Source organism: Achromobacter aloeverae (genome assembly GCF_004121055.1).
GTDB classification, from domain to species: Bacteria; Pseudomonadota; Gammaproteobacteria; order Burkholderiales; family Burkholderiaceae_B; genus Bordetella_C; species Bordetella_C aloeverae.
On the sequence record NZ_PYAL01000008.1, the window covers coordinates 125,401 to 142,436 of the forward strand.

16 protein-coding genes are annotated in these 17,036 nt (G+C 66.2%); 13 read left to right on the forward strand and 3 right to left on the reverse strand.

What is annotated here, in order from left to right; genetic code table 11:
• The first annotated feature begins 18 nt into the window (after positions 1 to 18).
• The 8 genes from C7R54_RS24110 to C7R54_RS24140 all read left to right on the forward strand — a co-directional run bounded on the left by C7R54_RS24110 (position 19) and on the right by C7R54_RS24140 (position 6,624).
• Positions 19 to 411, forward strand: coding sequence for a DUF350 domain-containing protein (locus C7R54_RS24110; RefSeq protein ID WP_129153266.1), 393 nt, complete (start codon positions 19 to 21; stop codon positions 409 to 411).
• A gap of 45 nt (positions 412 to 456) precedes the next feature.
• A complete protein-coding gene (locus tag C7R54_RS24115; protein ID WP_129153267.1) occupies positions 457 to 1,518 on the forward strand; it encodes an SPFH domain-containing protein in 1,062 nt (353 codons plus the stop codon).
• A 9-nt stretch (positions 1,519 to 1,527) separates the two neighbouring features.
• A complete protein-coding gene (locus tag C7R54_RS24120; protein WP_129153268.1) occupies positions 1,528 to 2,994 on the forward strand; it encodes a DUF4178 domain-containing protein in 1,467 nt (488 codons plus the stop codon).
• Between the two features lie 3 nt (positions 2,995 to 2,997).
• Positions 2,998 to 3,156, forward strand: coding sequence for a hypothetical protein (locus C7R54_RS29000; protein WP_192903735.1), 159 nt, complete (start codon positions 2,998 to 3,000; stop codon positions 3,154 to 3,156).
• Positions 3,157 to 3,245: 89 nt separating this feature from the next.
• Positions 3,246 to 3,653: an adenosylmethionine decarboxylase gene (speD, locus tag C7R54_RS24125; RefSeq protein ID WP_129153665.1), complete on the forward strand. Its 408-nt coding sequence runs from the start codon at positions 3,246 to 3,248 to the stop codon at positions 3,651 to 3,653.
• A gap of 229 nt (positions 3,654 to 3,882) precedes the next feature.
• Positions 3,883 to 4,266 carry a cupin domain-containing protein gene (locus C7R54_RS24130; protein ID WP_129153269.1) on the forward strand — a complete coding sequence of 128 codons (384 nt, stop codon included), beginning with the start codon at positions 3,883 to 3,885 and terminating at the stop codon, positions 4,264 to 4,266.
• A gap of 82 nt (positions 4,267 to 4,348) precedes the next feature.
• The gene (locus C7R54_RS24135; RefSeq protein WP_129153667.1) at positions 4,349 to 5,326 is read left to right on the forward strand and encodes a Bug family tripartite tricarboxylate transporter substrate binding protein; all 978 of its coding nucleotides are present in this window, start codon (positions 4,349 to 4,351) and stop codon (positions 5,324 to 5,326) included.
• Positions 5,323 to 6,624, forward strand: a complete 1,302-nt coding sequence (locus C7R54_RS24140; RefSeq protein WP_129153270.1) for a CaiB/BaiF CoA transferase family protein — start codon at positions 5,323 to 5,325, stop codon at positions 6,622 to 6,624. The genes C7R54_RS24135 and C7R54_RS24140 overlap by 4 nt, the downstream gene beginning before the upstream one ends.
• Before the next feature lie 37 nt (positions 6,625 to 6,661).
• On the opposite strand, the gene C7R54_RS24145 is transcribed toward C7R54_RS24140, so the two are convergent.
• Positions 6,662 to 7,399, reverse strand: coding sequence for an IclR family transcriptional regulator (locus tag C7R54_RS24145; RefSeq protein ID WP_129153271.1), 738 nt, complete (start codon positions 7,397 to 7,399; stop codon positions 6,662 to 6,664).
• Positions 7,400 to 7,616: 217 nt separating this feature from the next.
• Here C7R54_RS24145 and C7R54_RS24150 point away from each other — a divergent pair, with 217 nt between their 5' ends.
• From C7R54_RS24150 to argC, 5 genes are all read left to right on the forward strand, one after another.
• Positions 7,617 to 8,048: a hypothetical protein gene (locus C7R54_RS24150; protein ID WP_129153272.1), complete on the forward strand. Its 432-nt coding sequence runs from the start codon at positions 7,617 to 7,619 to the stop codon at positions 8,046 to 8,048.
• A gap of 389 nt (positions 8,049 to 8,437) precedes the next feature.
• Positions 8,438 to 9,250, forward strand: a complete 813-nt coding sequence (locus C7R54_RS24155) for a formate/nitrite transporter family protein (protein WP_129153273.1) — start codon at positions 8,438 to 8,440, stop codon at positions 9,248 to 9,250.
• A 6-nt stretch (positions 9,251 to 9,256) separates the two neighbouring features.
• The gene (locus C7R54_RS24160) at positions 9,257 to 10,993 is read left to right on the forward strand and encodes a bifunctional protein-serine/threonine kinase/phosphatase (RefSeq protein WP_129153274.1); all 1,737 of its coding nucleotides are present in this window, start codon (positions 9,257 to 9,259) and stop codon (positions 10,991 to 10,993) included.
• Between the two features lie 246 nt (positions 10,994 to 11,239).
• Positions 11,240 to 11,527 (forward strand): hypothetical protein, encoded by a 288-nt coding sequence (locus C7R54_RS24165; protein WP_129153275.1) that lies wholly within the window; start codon positions 11,240 to 11,242, stop codon positions 11,525 to 11,527.
• 234 nt (positions 11,528 to 11,761) lie between these two features.
• A complete protein-coding gene (gene argC / locus C7R54_RS24170) occupies positions 11,762 to 12,694 on the forward strand; it encodes an N-acetyl-gamma-glutamyl-phosphate reductase (RefSeq protein WP_129153276.1) in 933 nt (310 codons plus the stop codon).
• A gap of 35 nt (positions 12,695 to 12,729) precedes the next feature.
• On the opposite strand, the gene C7R54_RS24175 is transcribed toward argC, so the two are convergent.
• Together C7R54_RS24175 and C7R54_RS24180 are read right to left on the reverse strand one after the other, a co-directional pair.
• Positions 12,730 to 15,852 (reverse strand): efflux RND transporter permease subunit, encoded by a 3,123-nt coding sequence (locus C7R54_RS24175; protein WP_129153277.1) that lies wholly within the window; start codon positions 15,850 to 15,852, stop codon positions 12,730 to 12,732.
• The gene (locus C7R54_RS24180) at positions 15,849 to 16,967 is read right to left on the reverse strand and encodes an efflux RND transporter periplasmic adaptor subunit (protein ID WP_129153278.1); all 1,119 of its coding nucleotides are present in this window, start codon (positions 16,965 to 16,967) and stop codon (positions 15,849 to 15,851) included. The genes C7R54_RS24175 and C7R54_RS24180 overlap by 4 nt, the downstream gene beginning before the upstream one ends.
• Positions 16,968 to 17,036: the final 69 nt, after the last annotated feature.

Here is a 17,036-nt window from a genome sequence, read left to right on the forward strand (position 1 = left end):
AACCCTAGAAGGCACTCCATGCTCACGACGCCGGCCTACGCCTATCTGATCTACCTGGTGTCCGCCCTGGTGATGCTGGCCCTGTTCGCGGTCATCTATTCGCACGCCACCACCTTCGACGAAATGGCGCTGATCCGTGCAGGCAACGGCGCCGCCGCCTTGTCCTATTGCGGTTCGCTGGTGGGCTTCAGCCTCACCCTCTATTCCAGCATTGCCACCCATGCCACCTACGGCATGTTCCTGGCGTGGGCGGCCGCTGCGATGATTACCCAGGTGCTGGCCTACGCCATCGCCGCGCGGGTCATCCGCGGGATGAACCAGGCCATCCAGGAAAACAACGTCGCGATGGGCGGCCTGATGGGCGGAATTTCATTGTCCGTGGGCATCATCAACGCCGCCTGCCTTACCTGACCAGTACGCTGACCCCAACGCAGACCCTACGATTCGGGAGCCGCCATGAGCCTCGGTTCATTCATACGCAAGCAGTTCATCGACATCCTCCAGTGGAACGAGGACGCGGACGGCGTCCTCGCCTGGCGCTATCCCATGCAGGATTTCGAAATCCAGTACGGCGGCAGCCTCACCGTGCGCGAGTCGCAGATGGCCGTCTTCGTCAATGAGGGCAAGATCGCCGACGTGTTCGGGCCCGGCATGTACAAGCTGACCACGCAGACGCTGCCGGTCCTGACCTACCTGAAGAACTGGGACAAGCTGTTCGAGTCGCCCTTCAAGTCGGACGTGGTGTTCTTCAGCACCCGCCTGCAACTGGGACGCCGCTGGGGCACCGCCCAACCGGTGACCATACGCGACAGCGAGTTCGGCATGGTGCGGGTGCGCGCCTTCGGCATCTACTCTTACCGCATCGCCGACCCCGGCCTGTTCTACCGCGAGGTCAGCGGCACGCGCGACACGTACACGGTGGACGACCTGGAAGAACAGCTGCGCAATATGGTGGTCGCCACCATGAGCAGCACGCTGGGCAGTTCGTCGGTGCCCTTCATCGACATGGCCGCCAACCAGGGCCTGATGTCGCAAAGCATTGCCACGGCGCTGGGGCCCGTGTTCGAACGCTACGGAATCAAGCTGGACAACTTCACCGTGGAGAATGTCTCGCTGCCGGAGGAGTTGCAGAAGGCGCTGGACACCCGCATCGCCATCGGCATGAGCGGCGACCTGAACAAGTACACCCAGTACCAGACCGCCAGCTCGATTCCCCTGGCCGCGCAGAACCAGGGCGGCATCGCCGGCGTGGGCGCGGGCCTGGCGGCAGGCGCGGCGCTGGGCCAGACCATGGCGGCCGGCCTGGGTTCGCTGACAGGGCAAGGCCAGCAGGCGCAGGGCGCCGCGGCGGCCGGCGCGGGGGCGGCGGCGGGGGGGGCGGCGGCAGGAACGAGCAATGGCGGCGATCCCGCCCAGCGCCTGCAACAGCTCAAGGGCATGCTGGACCAGAACCTCATTACGCAACAGGATTACGACGCCGCCAAGGCCGAGATCCTCAAGCGGCTCACGGGTGGCTGACGGCGGCCCATGCAACGCATCCTGTGCCCCCAGTGCGGCGCGCCGGTGGAGTTCAAGTCGGCGGCCTCGGTCATGGCGGTATGCGGCGCCTGCCGCAGCACGCTGCTGAAAGATGCGGAGTCGGTCAAGCGCATCGGTGAAATGGCCGAAGTGCTGGAAGACTATTCGCCGATCCAGATCACCAGCACCGGCAAATACGAAGGCAAGCGCTTCGACGTCGTCGGACGATTGCAGCTGCGCTACGACGCCGGCTTCTGGAACGAGTGGTACGTCTGGTTCGAGGACGGCACGGACGGCTGGCTGTCCGACGCATCCGGGCAGTACGCGGTCACGCGCACGCGCACGCCCAAGGACCAGGACCCGGCGTTCCCGGCCTTCGACGACCTCACGCCCGGCAGTCCGCTGAACCTGGACGGCAAGACCTACACGGCCGCCGATATCCGGCGCTGCCGGGCCGTATCGGGCCAGGGCGAACTGCCCTTCGCCGTGGGCGCGGACGGCTGGGAGGCCGTGGTCGCGGACTTCCGCGCGCTGGACGAATTCCTCACGCTCGACTACTCGGATACCCTCGTGCCCCAGGTCTACCAGGGCAAGGCCTATACGCTGGACGACATGCAGCGCGCGTCCTTGCGCGAGGAACATCTGGTGGAGGAAAGCGCCGGCAACCATGTCGGCAAGATCAAGGCGCTCGAATGCCCCAGCTGCGGCGCGCCGATCTCCTTCGCAGCGGCGGTCGCCACGCAGGTCATCTGCCCGAATTGCCGCGCGCAGCTCGACTGCTCGGGCGATACCGCCGAAGTGCTGGCCAAGCAGAAAAAGATCGCGTCCATCAAGACCACGCTGGCGCTGGGCGCGAAGGCCACCATCGACGGCGCACCCTATACGCTGATCGGCCTGATGCAGTGCGAGGACCCCGATCCCGAGGAACTGTCCCGCTGGGTCGAATATCTCCTGTACAGCCCGAAACAAGGTTTCCTCTGGCTGGTGGAAAGCGACGAAGGCTGGGACAAGGTGCGCGTCTGCGACCGTTGGCCCGAGCGCGTCACGGACACCCGCTATGCCCTTGGCGCCAGGCGCTACGACAAGCTGTACGACTACGACTCCAAGGTAAAGCTTGCGCTGGGCGCTTTCAATTGGCGCGTGCAAGTGGGCGACGTTACGCACATCACGGACTACGCTCTGGGCGAAACCAAGCTGACCCGCGAAACGGGCGATGCCGAGCTGGGCTGGTCCGCGTCGGAACGCGTGGGCGTGGCGCAGGTCGGACGCTGGTTCAACCTCCCCGAGCTGGCCGCGGTCGCGGACAAGCCCGTCGAGAAAGCGGACGGCCTGGTCAATATCGCCATATTCGCCAGCGTGGCCATGCTGTTCTTCAATGCCGACGAATTGGAAAACGGCCATTTGCTCGCGCCCATCATCGGCGGCCTGTGCCTCTGGCTGCCGATCTGGATCCAAAACATGTTCCGGGATAAATGATCCATGTGGCGCCTGCTCTACATCATCTACGCCATCATCGTCGTCGGTGGCGTGACCATTTCGAACAGCAGCATCGGCAAGTATGCATCGAGCGGCACCAGCAGCTGGGGGGGAGGGTCGTCCGGACGGTCAGGCTATTCATCCAGCGGGTCGCATAAATGAAGACCCAAATGCAGATCCGCGAGCAGCCGATGCCGGCGCACGCAGGCCTTGAGGCGGCCCAGGATGCACCGGCGATCTCCGCCGCGTCGATGACCGTGGCCGCGCCACGAAGCGGGGCCACGGGCAGGCCGGCAACGGCGCCGCCGCTGGGCCGCCACCTGCTCGCCGACCTGCATGGCGTCGCACCGGCCTTGCTGCGCGACCCGCATGGACTGCGCGAACTGCTTACAGCGGCGGCCCGTGTCGCGGGCGCGCACGTGCTGGGGGCGCACTTCCATCATTTCGGCGGTGGCGAAGGTGTCACCGGCGTCATCCTGCTGAGCGAGTCGCACATCACCATCCATACATGGCCGGAAAACGGCTATGCCGCGCTGGATATCTTCATGTGCGGGCATGCCCGTCCTGAACTGGCGCTGGACCACATCCGCCTGGCCCTGGCGCCCGCGCGCGCCGACACCACCACCGTGCCCCGGGGCGCGGCCCGCACGCCCGCCTGACGCCGCGGCTCGCCGGCTATCCCCGCGCCGTCTTTTCCCTCCCGCTGTCCTTGCCCTCTTCGTCCTGCCGAGGGCGATTCCCCGTGCCGTGGCGCTCCGCCATATCGGGACCGCAGCCGGCTCCGGCCCCGGGGTGCCGGCTTCTTGGGAGCGTCATGAGGCAAACCACAATTGACGCACTCTTTTCCTGGTAGTAAAAATATTTTCACAGATGAGAAAGGAGACCTGCATGTCCAAGACCCCCCGCTGGCTGGTGCGCGAAGCCGATGTCCCGGGTTACCACCCCGCCAACCACGTGGGCACCACCAACCGCCGCCTGATCGGCCCCGATACCGTCGGCGCCAAGGGCGTCGAGGTGTTGCTGGGCGTCATCGAGAAGAACCAGGGCGCATTGCCCCACGCCCATCCCGGCATCGAACAGGTTTGCTACCTGCTCTCCGGCACGGCCCGCGCCGAAATGAACGGCGAGGCGGTCGACATGGTGGCCGGCGACTGCTGCTACTTTCCGCCCGAACTGCCGCACAAATTCACCGTCACCAGCGACGAACCCGCCCGGCTGCTGGTGATCTACAGCCCGCCCTACGAAGAACGGCCGGATCGCGTGATCCGGTGATGCACGCGACGGCGCCGCCGTCGCTTCCCTCGGTCATACCCACACCATAAAAATATCCTCGGAGACACTCATCATGCGTTTCATGTCCAGCGTCCGCATCTGGTTGCGCCATGGCGCGGCCGGCGTCATGGCCGCCGCGGCCCTCGCCAGCGCCCCGGCTTACGCCAAATACCCGGACCATCCGATCACCGTGGTCGTGCCCTTCCCCGCAGGGTCCGGCACCGACGCCGTCGGCCGCATCTTCGCCCAGCAGCTGGGCGAGATCCTCGGCGGCCAGGTCGTCGTGGAAAACAAGCCTGGCGGCAATGCCACCATCGGCGCCAACTATGTGGCGCGTTCCAAGCCGGACGGCTACACCCTCTTCATCACCACCAACACTTCGCATTCGGCCGCCCCCTTCCTGAACAAGAACGTGCCCTACGATCCGGTGAAGGACTTCACCCCGATCGCGCGCGGCGGCAACCTGCCCTTCATCCTGGTGGTCAATCCCAACCTGCCGGTGAAGTCGGTGCAGGACCTCGTGGCCTACGCCAAGCAGCATCCCGGGAAGATGACCTATGCCAGCGGCAACAGCACCGGCATCGTGGCCGGCGCCACCTTCGCCGACCGCGCCGGCATCAAGATCCTGCATGTGCCCTACAAGGGCACGCCACAAGCCATGACGGACGTGATGAGCGGCCAGGTCGACATGATGTTCACGGACGTCGCCTCCAGCCTGGCCTTCGTCCAGTCCGGCAAGCTGCGCGCGCTGGCCGTGTCCACGGCGGCGCGCAGCAACGTGGTGCCGGACATCCCCTCGATGCAGGACGCCGGCATCAAGAACTTCGACATCAATTCGTGGAACGGCTTGCTCGGCCCCGCCGGCATGCCCAAGGACGTGGTCCAGCAGCTGAACGCGGCGATGAACAAGATCGTCAAGGACCCCGCCGCCCGCAAACGCTTTGCCGACCTCGGGTTCGACGCCTTCAGCGGCACGCCCGAGGACTTCGCCGCCTTCGTTTCGCAGCAACGCGACCTGTGGGGCAAGATGATCCAGGACGCAGGAATCGCACCGGAATGACCAACGCTACACCCGCCGCGCAGCACACCGCGCGGCATGCATCTTCTTCCTTGCCCGTATCCGGGGGCGCCACGGCGCCCGGCGCGGACGCTGTCACCGGCCCCTTGCATGGCGTGCGCATCCTGGACCTCAGCGCCGTCGTCATGGGCCCGTACGCCACGCAGGTCCTCGCGGACCTGGGCGCGGACGTCATCAAGGTGGAGCCGCCGGCGGGCGACAACATGCGCGCCGTGGGCCCCATGCGCAATCCCGGCATGGGGCACCTGTACCTGCATTTGAACCGTAACAAGCGGTCGGTCGTGCTGGACCTGAAGCAGCCTGCCGCGCGCGAGGCCTGCCTGAAACTGGCGGAAGGCTGCGACGCCGTGTTGTACAACATCCGACCCCAGGCCATGCAGCGCCTGGGCCTGGACTACGAGGCCTTCGCCGCGCGCAATCCCCGCATCGTGTACGCCGGCGCCTATGGTTTCGGCGAAGCGGGCCCCTACGCGGGCCGCCCCGCCTACGACGACCTGATCCAGGGCCAGGCCGGCATCGCCGACCTGACCCGTCGCCAGAGCGGCGGCGATCCGCGCTATGCGCCCATCACCCTGGCCGACCGCGCCGTCGGCCTGCAGATGGCGATCGCCCTGCTGGCCGGCGTCCTGCACGCTCGCGCCCATGGCCATGGACAAAGCCTGGAAATTCCCATGTTCGAGGGCATGGCCCACATGACGCTGGGCGACCACCTGGGCGGCTGGACTTTCGACCCCCCCATGGGAGAAACCGGCTACGCGCGCCTGCTGGCGCCGCACCGCAAGCCCTACGCGACGAAGGATGGCCATATCTGCCTGCTGGTCTACAACGACAAGCACTGGCGCAATTTCTTCGACGCCGTGGGCCGGCCGGAAATGAAGCAGGACCCGCGCTTCGTCACGCATGGCGCCCGCGCCGCGCACATCGGCGAGGTGTATGCCTGGCTGGCCGGCGTCATCGAGGAGCGCAAGACCGACGAATGGCTGCGGCTGCTCGCCGAGGCCGACATTCCGGCATCCAGGCTGTACACCATCGAGGACCTGATCGACGACCCGCACTTGAAGGCGGTCGATTTCGTGCGCCACGTCGACCATCCCACCGAAGGACGGCTGCGCACCACCGCGCCGCTGGGCCACTACGCCGCCACGCCGACATCCCTGCGCCGCCATGCGCCGCGCCTGGGCGAACAAAGCCTGGAAATCCTGCGCGAGGCGGGCTATTCCGACGCCGCGATCCAGGCCCTGCTGGACACCCAGGCCACGTTGGACGGCAAGGCAGGCTAAGGAGCCGCCCGGCGGCGTTGCACGCCGCGGGCTGCGTCTACCCGTGCCGCTCCAGCGCCGCGCACGCGGCGCGTATGATGCTGGCGTAGGCAGCCTGGTTGGGCTCGATGCGGTATACGGGCGCGCCCACCGAAATCGCATAGCGCTCGCCGCCCAGGGTCAAGGGCCACGCCACCGCGCCCACCTCGTCTATCGATTCGCTCAGGTTGCGAAACCAGCCGCGCTCGCGCGACAGCGCCAGTTCGGCCTCGATGGCGTCGATATCCACCAACGTACGCGCATTGAAACGCTCCAGGGGCGCCCTGGCCAGCAGGGCCCGGCGCTCGTCGGGCGACATCAGCGACAGCATGGCCTTGCCGAGGGAATTGGCATGTATGGGCCTGAATTCCCCTGCCGCGGCGACATAGCGGATGGTGTGCGGCGAGTCCAGGACCTCCAGGTAAACCACGCGGTGGTCGGTGGAAAGCTTGGCGAAGACCACCGTTTCCTGGGTGGCGTCGCGCAATTCGGCCAGGCTGGGGTAGACGCGCTCCAGGATCGGGTCCGCCTTGGAGATCTGCTGGGCCTTGGCCAGCAGGCGGCTGGTCGGGTAGTAGCCGTTGCGGCGTCCCACTTCGTAGAGATAGCCCAGCTCGTTGAGCGTGCGGATGAGGGCCAGGCAGCTGGACACCGGCACGTCCAGCAGGCGGGCCAGCTCGGACAGGGACAACGGCCGCTTTTCGCGCGCGAAGACCTCGATGATTTCTATGACTCGTAAGGCGGTCTTGACGCTCATGCTGGGGCCCGGGAAAAGGTCAGCCGATTGTAATGCGATCGCGTCGGCGTGCGCATGTGTGTGCGCGTGCGTACCAGCCGGCGCCCTCCCTCATCCGCATGATTCCACTGCGCGGCGGGCGGCGGCATCATGCGTGCGCGATGTAGAGGAGCGCCCCAGGAACGCGTCTTGCGCAGCCTCACCGGCAAACACCTTTTCCCCATCCAAGGAGCGCATCATGATGGACAAGGCAATCCACGGCCTCAAGCAAGGGCCCGCTCTCGACCATGCCCTCTCGGCCCCGGGCGCCGCCATGATCGAGACGCATGCACGGCTCGCGCGCGCGACCAATGTGCGCATACATCGCATCGGCGACGACGAAAGCGGCAACGACGCCCTGGGCGCGGCCGTCGCGCCGCAACGGCCGCGCGTGGCCGCCACGAAAGCCAGGACCACCCCTGGCGCTCAAACGGCAAGCAAGCCCTATCATGGAACGATCACGCCGCCGCGCATAACGGACGTACGCCCGCCCTATCGGCCCCCGGTCATGCTGCGCCAGGCCAGCCTGCGCGCCCGCGAAGCGCAGCCGCCCCTGCTGAACATGGGCACGGCCACCGGCGCCCAGCCCGACGACCGGGAAAGGAACGCCGCGGGATGGCGGGAACGCTGAGATGAGGGTGCCGTACGACCCGGCGCGCTAAAGCGGGCGCCTGTCCCGGGCATCCGCACCCGCTCCCGCAGCCCGCGGATCGGGCTGTCCATGTGCATGGACGCTCGGAAGGGTGCGGGAGCGTGCGTCCCGCGCACCAATACGCACCAAAGCATGGCGCGGCCGCACATCATCCCGCACCGTCTTGGGGCGTTCCCTCCGTCGTCGCCGGCGGGGCCCACGCGGCGCGCATGGCACACATATTGCTTTGGTTCCTGGGCCGGGACGGAAGCCGGCATTCAATTCGGGCAGGACAGGCAAAGGCGCCTCGACCACACGGTCGCGGGCGCCTTTTTCTTTCCGGAAATGCACGCCGCCCCGCCTTCACCAACCAAGAGCCAGAGCACATCATGTCTTATATCGTTCCTTCGGAATTCGTCAGCAAGATGGTAGACGCCGGTGAGTCCAAGATCTTCATGGCGACCCGCGACGCCCTGATCCGGGCCTATATGGCCGGCGCCATCCTGGCGCTGTCGGCCGTGTTCGCCGTCACGGTGACGGTCCAGACGGGCTCGCCCATCCTGGGCGCCGCGCTGTTTCCCGTGGGCTTCTGCATCCTTTACCTGATGGGCTTCGACCTGCTGACGGGCGTCTTCGTACTGACGCCCCTGGCGTTGTTCGAAAAGCGTCCCGGCGTCACCCTGAAAGGCATCCTGCGGCACTGGGGCCTGATCTTCATCGGCAATTTCCTGGGCGCGTTGACCGTGGCATTGCTCATGGCCATCGTCTTCACCTACGGCTTTGCGACCCCGCCCAGCAAGGTTGGCGAGGTCATCTCGCACATCGGCGAAAACCGTACGCTGGGATACAAGGAATACGGCGCGGCCGGGATGCTCACCATCTTCGTGCGCGGGATGCTTTGCAACTGGATGGTGTCCCTGGGCGTGGTCGGCGCCATGATATCCACGACGGTGGGCGGCAAGGTCATCGCCATGTGGATGCCCATCATGCTGTTCTTCGCCATGGGCTTCGAACATTCCGTCGTCAACATGTTCCTGTTCCCGTCCGCGCTGATCATGGGCGGCAAGTTCTCCATCATGGACTACCTGCTGTGGAACGAGCTGCCCACCGTGCTGGGCAACCTGATAGGCGGCATCTCCATGACGGGCCTGACGCTGTACACCACCCACCTGAAGACCGGGCCGCGCCGCAGCTACAACTGACCTGGAATGGACGCGAACCACGAGGCATCCGAGCGCGCCCGGCTGCGCGTCAGCGTAGGCCAGCATAGCGACCGGGGCCGCAAGCCGGTCAACCAGGACTTCCACGGGCTCTGGGTGCCCCGCGAGCCGCTGCTGAGCGCCAAGGGCATCGCCATCGCGCTGGCCGACGGCATCAGCAGCAGCGCGGTCAGCCACATCGCCAGCGAGACGGCGGTAACGGGATTTCTCGAGGACTATTACTGCACGTCCGAAACATGGTCGGTGAAGAAATCGGCGCAGCGCGTGATGGCCGCCACGAATGCCTGGCTGCACGCGCAGACCAGGCAAAGCCAGCACCGCCACGACAACGACAAGGGCTACGTCTGCACGCTGACGGTCATGGTGATCCGCTCGACCACGGCGCATGTCCTGCATGTCGGCGACGCACGCATCCATCGCCTGCGTGGCGGCGCGATCGAACAGCTCACGGAGGACCACCGCGTCCGCATCTCGAACGACAGAAGCTACCTTGGCCGCGCCTTGGGACTGGCGCCGCACGTCGAAATCGACTATCACACGCGCGGCGTGGAATGCGGCGACCTGTTCCTGCTGACCACGGATGGGGTGCACGAATACGTGGACACATCCGCAATGGCCACGACCCTGGCCGCGCATGCCGACGACCTGGACCTGGCGGCGCGCACCCTGGTTGACCTGGCGCTGGAGCGAGGCAGCCCGGACAACCTGACGGCGCAGATCGTTCGCATCGACGCCCTGCCCGCGCCACGCGCCGATGAAATCACGCGGCTGTCCACCACGCTGCCCTGCCCGCCCTTGCTTCAGGAAGGGCAGGAATTCGACGGTTATCGCATCGTCCGATCGCTGCACGCGAGCAGCCGCAGCCATGTCTACCTGGCCAAGGACATCGATACCGGCGCCGCCGTGGCCCTGAAGATCCCATCGCTGGACCTGCGCCACGACCCCGGCTATCTGGAGCGCCTGCTCATGGAAGAGTGGACCGCTCGTCGCATCGACAGCGGTCACGTCGTCAAGGCGTGGACGCCGGAACGTCCACGCGCCTATCTTTATACCGTCTGGGAATTCATCGAAGGCCATACCCTCGCACAATGGATGGCCGCACACCCGGCACCCTCGCTGGACGCGGTGCGCGCCATCATTGACCAGGTCGCCAAGGGCCTGCAGGCTTTTCACCGCCTGGAAATCATCCACCAGGACCTGCGCCCCGACAACATCCTGATCGACGGGCGCGGCGCCGTCACGCTCATAGACCTGGGTTCCGCTCGCGTCGCCGGCATCTCGGAATATCGCAGCGACGAGGTCCCGCCAGGCACGGAACAATACTCGGCGCCCGAATACTTCCTGGGCGAGCCGGGCACCTCGGCGTCCGACATTTATTCACTGGGCGTCATCGCCTACCAGATGCTGACCGGCAGGCTACCCTACGGCACCGCCGTCGCCCAGGTCCGCACCCGTGCCGCGCAGCGCAAGTTGGCCTATGCCTCGGTATTGGACGAGACTCGCGAGATCCCGGCCTGGCTGGACGGCGTCCTCGCCAAGGCCGTGAGTCCACAGCCCGAGCAGCGTTACGCGGAGTTGTCGGAGTTCCTGCACGACTTGCGTCATCCGCCAGGATCGGGGGCCCGCTCGCGGGTGCCGCTGGTGGAGCGTCATCCGCTGGTTTTCTGGAAGTGCCTGAGCCTTGCGTTGGCCATCGCCCTGGTGATCGTGGCGGCTTATCGGTGACTGGGGGGATATACGCGAGCGGTCGAACCATGAATCGGTAGGATGGGTCCTATTTTCGCGCACGAGGGGAACTAGACCCGCTACCGGAGCTATCATCCCTTTCGCGCGAGGGGCAAATCGGGTCTACGCGTGCAAGGGGGAGATCAATTCGTGGGAACCTACGTACTGCGCGGTGGCTTCGGCCCTCGTTATGAAGCTCGCACCAAGGTGCGCCGGGACCGGCGAGGCAGTGGAGACAGTCATGGCATGCAAGCCCGTGTCGCGAAGCTGGAAGCCTCGGTGGACCATGTCCAGCGGGATATTGTTGACTTGAAAGTCGAAGTCCGAGAGCTGCGCTCTGTGTTGAGGACAGAGGTTGACGCCCTGCGCTCTGAATTGAGGACAGAGGTTGGCGCCCTGCGCTCTGAGTTGAGAACAGAAGTGGCCAGCCTGCGGTGCGAAGCGCGTACGGACTTTCGCTTGCTGTTCGGCGCCATCCTCACGGTGGCGGTCGGATTGGCAAGCCTGATGGCCAAATCGTTCGGGTGGCTCTAGCCTGGGAAGCGCCCAGCAGTTCCCGGCACGGGCGCTCGCTCCTGGCCCCGCTGCCCGGCTCCCGTCGCCGGTTGTCTGCAAATTGAGACGATTTGCTCAACCTTGAGCCGTCTCATGGCCAAAAAAAGGCCCGTCAGGCCCGTCCGACCTGACGTCGGTAGCGCGAAGACGTTATAAATACAGGTTCCACCTCTATTTTCCTGTTTTACCCTTTACCTTAGAGAGCGTAGCGATATGGCACCGAAGATCTTCATCGATGGCGAACATGGCACCACGGGACTGCAAATCCGCACCCGCATGGCCGGCCGCCGTGACGTGGAGCTTCTGTCCATTCCGGAATCCGAGCGCCGCAATCCCGCCATGCGCGAGGACTTGCTGAACAACGCCGACATCGCCATCCTGTGCCTGCCCGATGCCGCCTCGCGTGAAGCCGTCGCGATGCTGGCCGGCAACGACAAGGTGCGGATCATCGATACGTCCACCGCCTACCGCGTGGACCCCGATTGGACCTACGGCTTCGCCGAGCTGGAGAAAGGCCAGGGCGCCCGCATCGCCGCCGCGCGCCATGTGTCCAACCCCGGCTGCTATCCCACCGGCGCCGTCAGCCTGATTCGCCCGTTGCGCGCGGCCGGCATCATCCCGGACGCCTATCCGGTCACGGTCAATGCCGTCTCCGGCTATACCGGCGGCGGCAAGCAGCTGATCGCGCAGATGGAAGACCCCGGCCATCCGGACCCCATCGATGCGCCCCATTTCCTCTACGGCCTGCCGCTCAAGCACAAGCATGTGCCGGAAATGAAGGTCCATGGCCTGCTGCCGCGCGCGCCCATCTTCGCGCCGTCGGTCGGCAAGTTCCCGCAAGGCATGATCGTGCAGGTGCCGCTGGTGCTGGAGCAACTCGCCAGCGGCGCGACGATGGAAAGCATCCACGCCTGCCTGACCGCGTATTACGCCGGCCAGGACATCGTCACCGTGGTGCCGCTGGCGGAAAGCCAGAAGCTGGATCGCGTCAATGCCGTGGAGCTGGCCGGCCAGGACACCATGAAGCTCTTCGTGTTCGGCACGCCCGGCCAGGGCCAGGTCAACCTGGTGGCCTTGCTGGACAACCTGGGCAAGGGCGCATCGGGCGCGGCGGTGCAGAACATGGACCTGATGCTCAAGGGCTAACCCCCGCGTCGAGCGAGGCGCGAGGCGGCACCCCGTCAGTCCGCGCCTTGCGCCACCACTTCCCCGCCTCCCGGCAGGCTGCTGCCTTGCGCCGCGTCCATCGCCTTGCGCTCCGGCCGGATCTTGAACCAGATCGCGTACAAGGCCGGCAGGAACACCAGCGTCAACACCGTCCCGCCTATCGTGCCGCCTATCAGCGTATAGGCCATCGATCCCCAGAATACCGAGAACGTCAGTGGAATAAAGGCCAGCACGGCAGCCAGGGCTGTCAGCACAACCGGCCGGGCGCGCTGCACGGTTGCCTCCACCACCGCGTCGAAAGGTGACAAGCCTTCCTTCTCGTTGGTGTGTATCTGCCCCACCAGGATCAGCGTGTTTCGCATGATGATTCCGGCCAGGCCTATCATGCCCAGGATCGCATTGAAACCGAAAGGCTGATGGAATAGCAGCAGCGTGGGCACCACGCCCACCAAGGCCAATGGCGAGGTCAGCACCACCATCACCATCGCCGCCATCGAGCGCACCTGGAAAACGATCACCACCAACATCAGGATGAACATCAGGGGGAATACCGCGGCCAGTGCCTTGTTGGCCTTGCCCGCTTCCTCCAGGTCCGCCGCGGCTTCGATGCGGTACCCTTCCGGCAGCTTGTCGATGATGGGCCGAAGCTGCTTCAGGACCTGCATCGAGACATCCGGCGGCTGTACGCCCTCGGCCACGTCGCCGCGCACGGTAATGGCGACTTCACGGTCGCGCCGGCGCTGGATGGGGTTTTCCATGCGGACCTCCGTGCGGCCGATCTGGTCCAGCGGCACGTGCTGTCCCGCGTCACCTGTCAGCGTGAAGGCGCCCAGCCGAGCCGGATCGAGCCGTTCGGCGCCGGCGCTGCGCGCCACCACGTCCACGGACCGGATGTCTTCCCGCACCCGGGTCACGGTCACGCCGGTCAGCAGGAATTGCAACTGCTGGGCAGCATCCTGCGAACTGAGGCCGATAGCGCGCAGGCGGTCCTGGTCGAGCACGAAGTGCAAGGTGGGCGCCCGTTCACCCCAGTCGGCATTCACCTGCCGCAGGGACGGATGGCCCTGCATGACCTGGCGCACCTGTCCCGCGATGTCGCGTACCGTGTGTTCCGCCGGCCCCATGACGCGGAAGGCGACCGGGAATGGAGAATACGGACCGAAGACCAATTGCGATACGCGCACCCGCGCCTCCGGCGCCAACAGCTCCGCCACGGCCTGGCGTGCCCGGTGCTTGAGCGCGTCGCGATCCTTCTCGCTGGCGGTCAACACCACGATCTTGGCGAAAGAAGGGTCCGGCAGCTCCGGCGCCATCGCCAGGTAGAAGCGCGGCGCTCCCTGGCCGATGTAGCTCGTCACCAGCCGGGATTCGGGCTGGTGACTGAGCCATTGCTCTATCCTGGCGACAGCGGCGCTGGTGCGCTCGATGCTGGTACCCTCCGGCATCTGTACCTCGAACAACACCTCCGGCCGGTCGGAGACGGGGAAAAACTGCTGCTTGACCTGACCCAGACCCACGAAGGCAAGCACGAAGATCGTCACCACCCCCAGCACCACCTTCCTCTTGTGCGCGACGGCCCAGACGATGACGCCGCGAAGGCGCTGATAACCCGGCGTGCCATAGATGGCCGCATGGCCGCCTGGCACGCGCTCGATAGCGGGCAACAGCTTGACGCCGATATAAGGGGTGAAGGCCACCGCCACCACCCACGAGGTGAGCAAGGCAAAGGCGACAACCCAGAAGATATTGCCGGCGTACTCCCCTGCGCTGGATTTCGCGAAACCGACCGGCATCAAGCCTATGGCGGTCACAAGGGTACCCGCCAGCATGGGCGCGGCCGTATGGCCCCAGGCATAGGTCGCGGCCGACACGCGGTCCAGTCCTTCCTCCATTTTCACCACCATGGTCTCGATGACGATGATGGCGTCGTCCACCAGCAAGCCCAAGGCCAGGATCAGCGCGCCCAGCGTGATGCGGTCGAAGTCGCGCCCCGTCGCCAGCATGATGATGAACACGCCGGCCAGCGTCAGCGGCACCGCGGCGGCAACCACCACGCCCACGCGCCAGCCCAGGCTCACCAGGCTGACGACGATCACCACGACCAGCGCGACGAAGAACTTGAGCATGAATTCGTCATAGGCCTCCGCGATATTCACCGCCTGGTCCGTGATCTTGGTAAAGCTCATCCCCAGCGGCAGCTCTTGCGCAATGGCGGCGGCTTCGGCTTCCAAGGCCTTGCCCAAGTCCAGCCCGTTGTAGCGATCGCGCATGACGACGCCCAACACCAGTGCCGGCTCGCCCTGGCTGCGTATCAGGAATGTGGCGGGATCCTCGTAGCCGCGCCTGACCTCGGCGACGTCGCCGATACGCAGCGTGCGGCCATGCGACACGATGGGCGTGGCCCGGATCTCGTCGAGGTCGTCCAGCGCGCCATCCAGCCGGACCTGTACCTGTTGCCCGCGAGTCTCCACCGATCCGGCGGGGGTGACGGCGTTACGGGCGCCGAGCGCCGCGAAGATATCGCGCGCGGAAATGCCCAGGGTAGCGAGGCGTTCATACGAAAACTCGACGAAGATGCGCTCCGGACGCTCTCCGAGGATATTGACCTTCTTGACACCGTCGACCTTGAGCAGGCGCTGGCGCAAGACCTCCGCCTCACGCACCAGCTTGCGCTGCGGCTCGCCTTGCGCCTTCAAGGCATACAGCGCGAAGGTGACATCCGCGTACTCGTCGTTGACCACCGGCGCCAGCACCCCCGGCGGCAACCTGGCCGCCTCGTCGCCCAGCTTCTTGCGCGCCTGGTAGAACTCCTCGGCCACCTCGGCGGGCGGCGTGCTGTCCTTCAGCGTCACGGTCATGAACGCCAGGCCGGGGCGCGTGAAGGTCTCCGTCCGGTCATACCACTTGAGCTCCTGCATGCGCTTTTCCAGCGGCTCCGCCACCTGGTCCTGCATTTCCTGCGCAGTAGCGCCCGGCCACGCCGTCACCACGGTAAGCGTCTTGATCGTGAAACTTGGATCTTCCGCGCGTCCCAGCTTGAGAAAGGCAAAGGCGCCCGCCACGGAAATCGCGATGATCAGGAACAGGGTGACAGCCCGCTCGCGTACCGCGACGGCGGAAATATTGAAGCCGCTCATTGCCTCACCTCCGCGAGCGGCGACGGCGACGGCGGCACGGCCTGAACCAATTCGCCCTCATGCAGCAGATGCGCTCCCAACGCCACGAAGCGCTCCCCCGGCGCCAGTCCCGCGCTGATCGTGGCAGTCTCCTCGCCCAGGCTCGCCACGCGCACGGCGCGCCACGTGACCTTGGCGGGATCGCCGGACAACATCCAAACGCCGGGGCCGCGGCCGGCATCGTGCAGCGCAGCCAGCGGCACCTGCACCACCGGCTTGTCGCCCGCGCCGCCGAGACTCACGCTGATAGTGGCCCCAAGCGGCGCTTGGGGCGCGTCCGGGTCGAGGACAAACCGTGCCTGGAAGGTCCGCGTGCGCGGATCCGCATAATCCGACAACTCACGCAAGCGCGCGGCCACGGCCGGCCCCTGGCCGCCATAAAGGCGCGCTTCACCCACGGATCCCAGCGCGGGCCGCAAGGTCTCGGGCAAGTCGATCACAGCCTCGCGGGGGCCGGACCGCGCCAGCCGCACCACGGTCTGGCCCGCCGTCACCACCTGCCCCGGCTCCGCCAACGTGGTCATGACCACGCCGTCCGCATCCGCGTACAGCGTGGCGTAGCCCGATTCGTTGCGCGCCACGTCGGCCTGGGCCTGCGCCGCACTGAGCTCGGCTCGGGCGGTATCGGCCGCGGCGTGGATCTGGTCATACGCCGACGCGGATACGGCGCCCGCGCCCACCAATTCGCGATAGCGCTTTTCATCGGCGGCGGATTGCCGCGCCCGCGCCTGCGCGGCATGGACCGCCTGCTCGCGCGCCCGCGTAGCCAATACCAGGTCGGTCGCGTCGATACGCATCAGCGGCTGTCCCCGGCGGACCTGCTGGCCGGTGTCGACGAGACGCTCGGTGACCTTGCCGCCGACTCGAAAGCCGAGGTCGCTCTGCACGCGCGCCACCACGACGCCGGTATAGCTGCGGGTGGCCGGCGCCGGCGCCTGCACGGTGGCGACCCGCACCAGGGGCACACCGGCGCGCGGGTCGTCCACGGCTGCGGGGCTACAGGCGGCCAGGGCGCCGGCCAGCAATATGGCCGTGCCGGCCACCAGGGCCGGATCGGCCCGACGACGGTAAGACATGGGTGGTCCCCAGGGACGATGGAATGCCTGGAGTTTGATTCCAATGACCAATATTGTCAACAGTCACTA

What these genes read in the sequence shown, in the direction of transcription:
- C7R54_RS24180 (WP_129153278.1), bottom strand. Translation starts at nt 16,967, where the DNA reads ATGTCTTACCGTCGTCGGGCCGATCCGGCCCTGGTGGCCGGCACGGCC.
- speD (WP_129153665.1), top strand. Translation starts at nt 3,246, where the DNA reads ATGACCGTGGCCGCGCCACGAAGCGGGGCCACGGGCAGGCCGGCAACG.
- argC (WP_129153276.1), top strand. Translation starts at nt 11,762, where the DNA reads ATGGCACCGAAGATCTTCATCGATGGCGAACATGGCACCACGGGACTG.
- C7R54_RS24135 (WP_129153667.1), top strand. Translation starts at nt 4,349, where the DNA reads ATGTCCAGCGTCCGCATCTGGTTGCGCCATGGCGCGGCCGGCGTCATG.
- C7R54_RS24175 (WP_129153277.1), bottom strand. Translation starts at nt 15,852, where the DNA reads ATGAGCGGCTTCAATATTTCCGCCGTCGCGGTACGCGAGCGGGCTGTC.
- C7R54_RS24150 (WP_129153272.1), top strand. Translation starts at nt 7,617, where the DNA reads ATGATGGACAAGGCAATCCACGGCCTCAAGCAAGGGCCCGCTCTCGAC.
- C7R54_RS24160 (WP_129153274.1), top strand. Translation starts at nt 9,257, where the DNA reads ATGGACGCGAACCACGAGGCATCCGAGCGCGCCCGGCTGCGCGTCAGC.
- C7R54_RS29000 (WP_192903735.1), top strand. Translation starts at nt 2,998, where the DNA reads ATGTGGCGCCTGCTCTACATCATCTACGCCATCATCGTCGTCGGTGGC.
- C7R54_RS24110 (WP_129153266.1), top strand. Translation starts at nt 19, where the DNA reads ATGCTCACGACGCCGGCCTACGCCTATCTGATCTACCTGGTGTCCGCC.
- C7R54_RS24145 (WP_129153271.1), bottom strand. Translation starts at nt 7,399, where the DNA reads ATGAGCGTCAAGACCGCCTTACGAGTCATAGAAATCATCGAGGTCTTC.
- C7R54_RS24115 (WP_129153267.1), top strand. Translation starts at nt 457, where the DNA reads ATGAGCCTCGGTTCATTCATACGCAAGCAGTTCATCGACATCCTCCAG.
- C7R54_RS24130 (WP_129153269.1), top strand. Translation starts at nt 3,883, where the DNA reads ATGTCCAAGACCCCCCGCTGGCTGGTGCGCGAAGCCGATGTCCCGGGT.
- C7R54_RS24120 (WP_129153268.1), top strand. Translation starts at nt 1,528, where the DNA reads ATGCAACGCATCCTGTGCCCCCAGTGCGGCGCGCCGGTGGAGTTCAAG.
- C7R54_RS24155 (WP_129153273.1), top strand. Translation starts at nt 8,438, where the DNA reads ATGTCTTATATCGTTCCTTCGGAATTCGTCAGCAAGATGGTAGACGCC.
- C7R54_RS24140 (WP_129153270.1), top strand. Translation starts at nt 5,323, where the DNA reads ATGACCAACGCTACACCCGCCGCGCAGCACACCGCGCGGCATGCATCT.
- C7R54_RS24165 (WP_129153275.1), top strand. Translation starts at nt 11,240, where the DNA reads ATGCAAGCCCGTGTCGCGAAGCTGGAAGCCTCGGTGGACCATGTCCAG.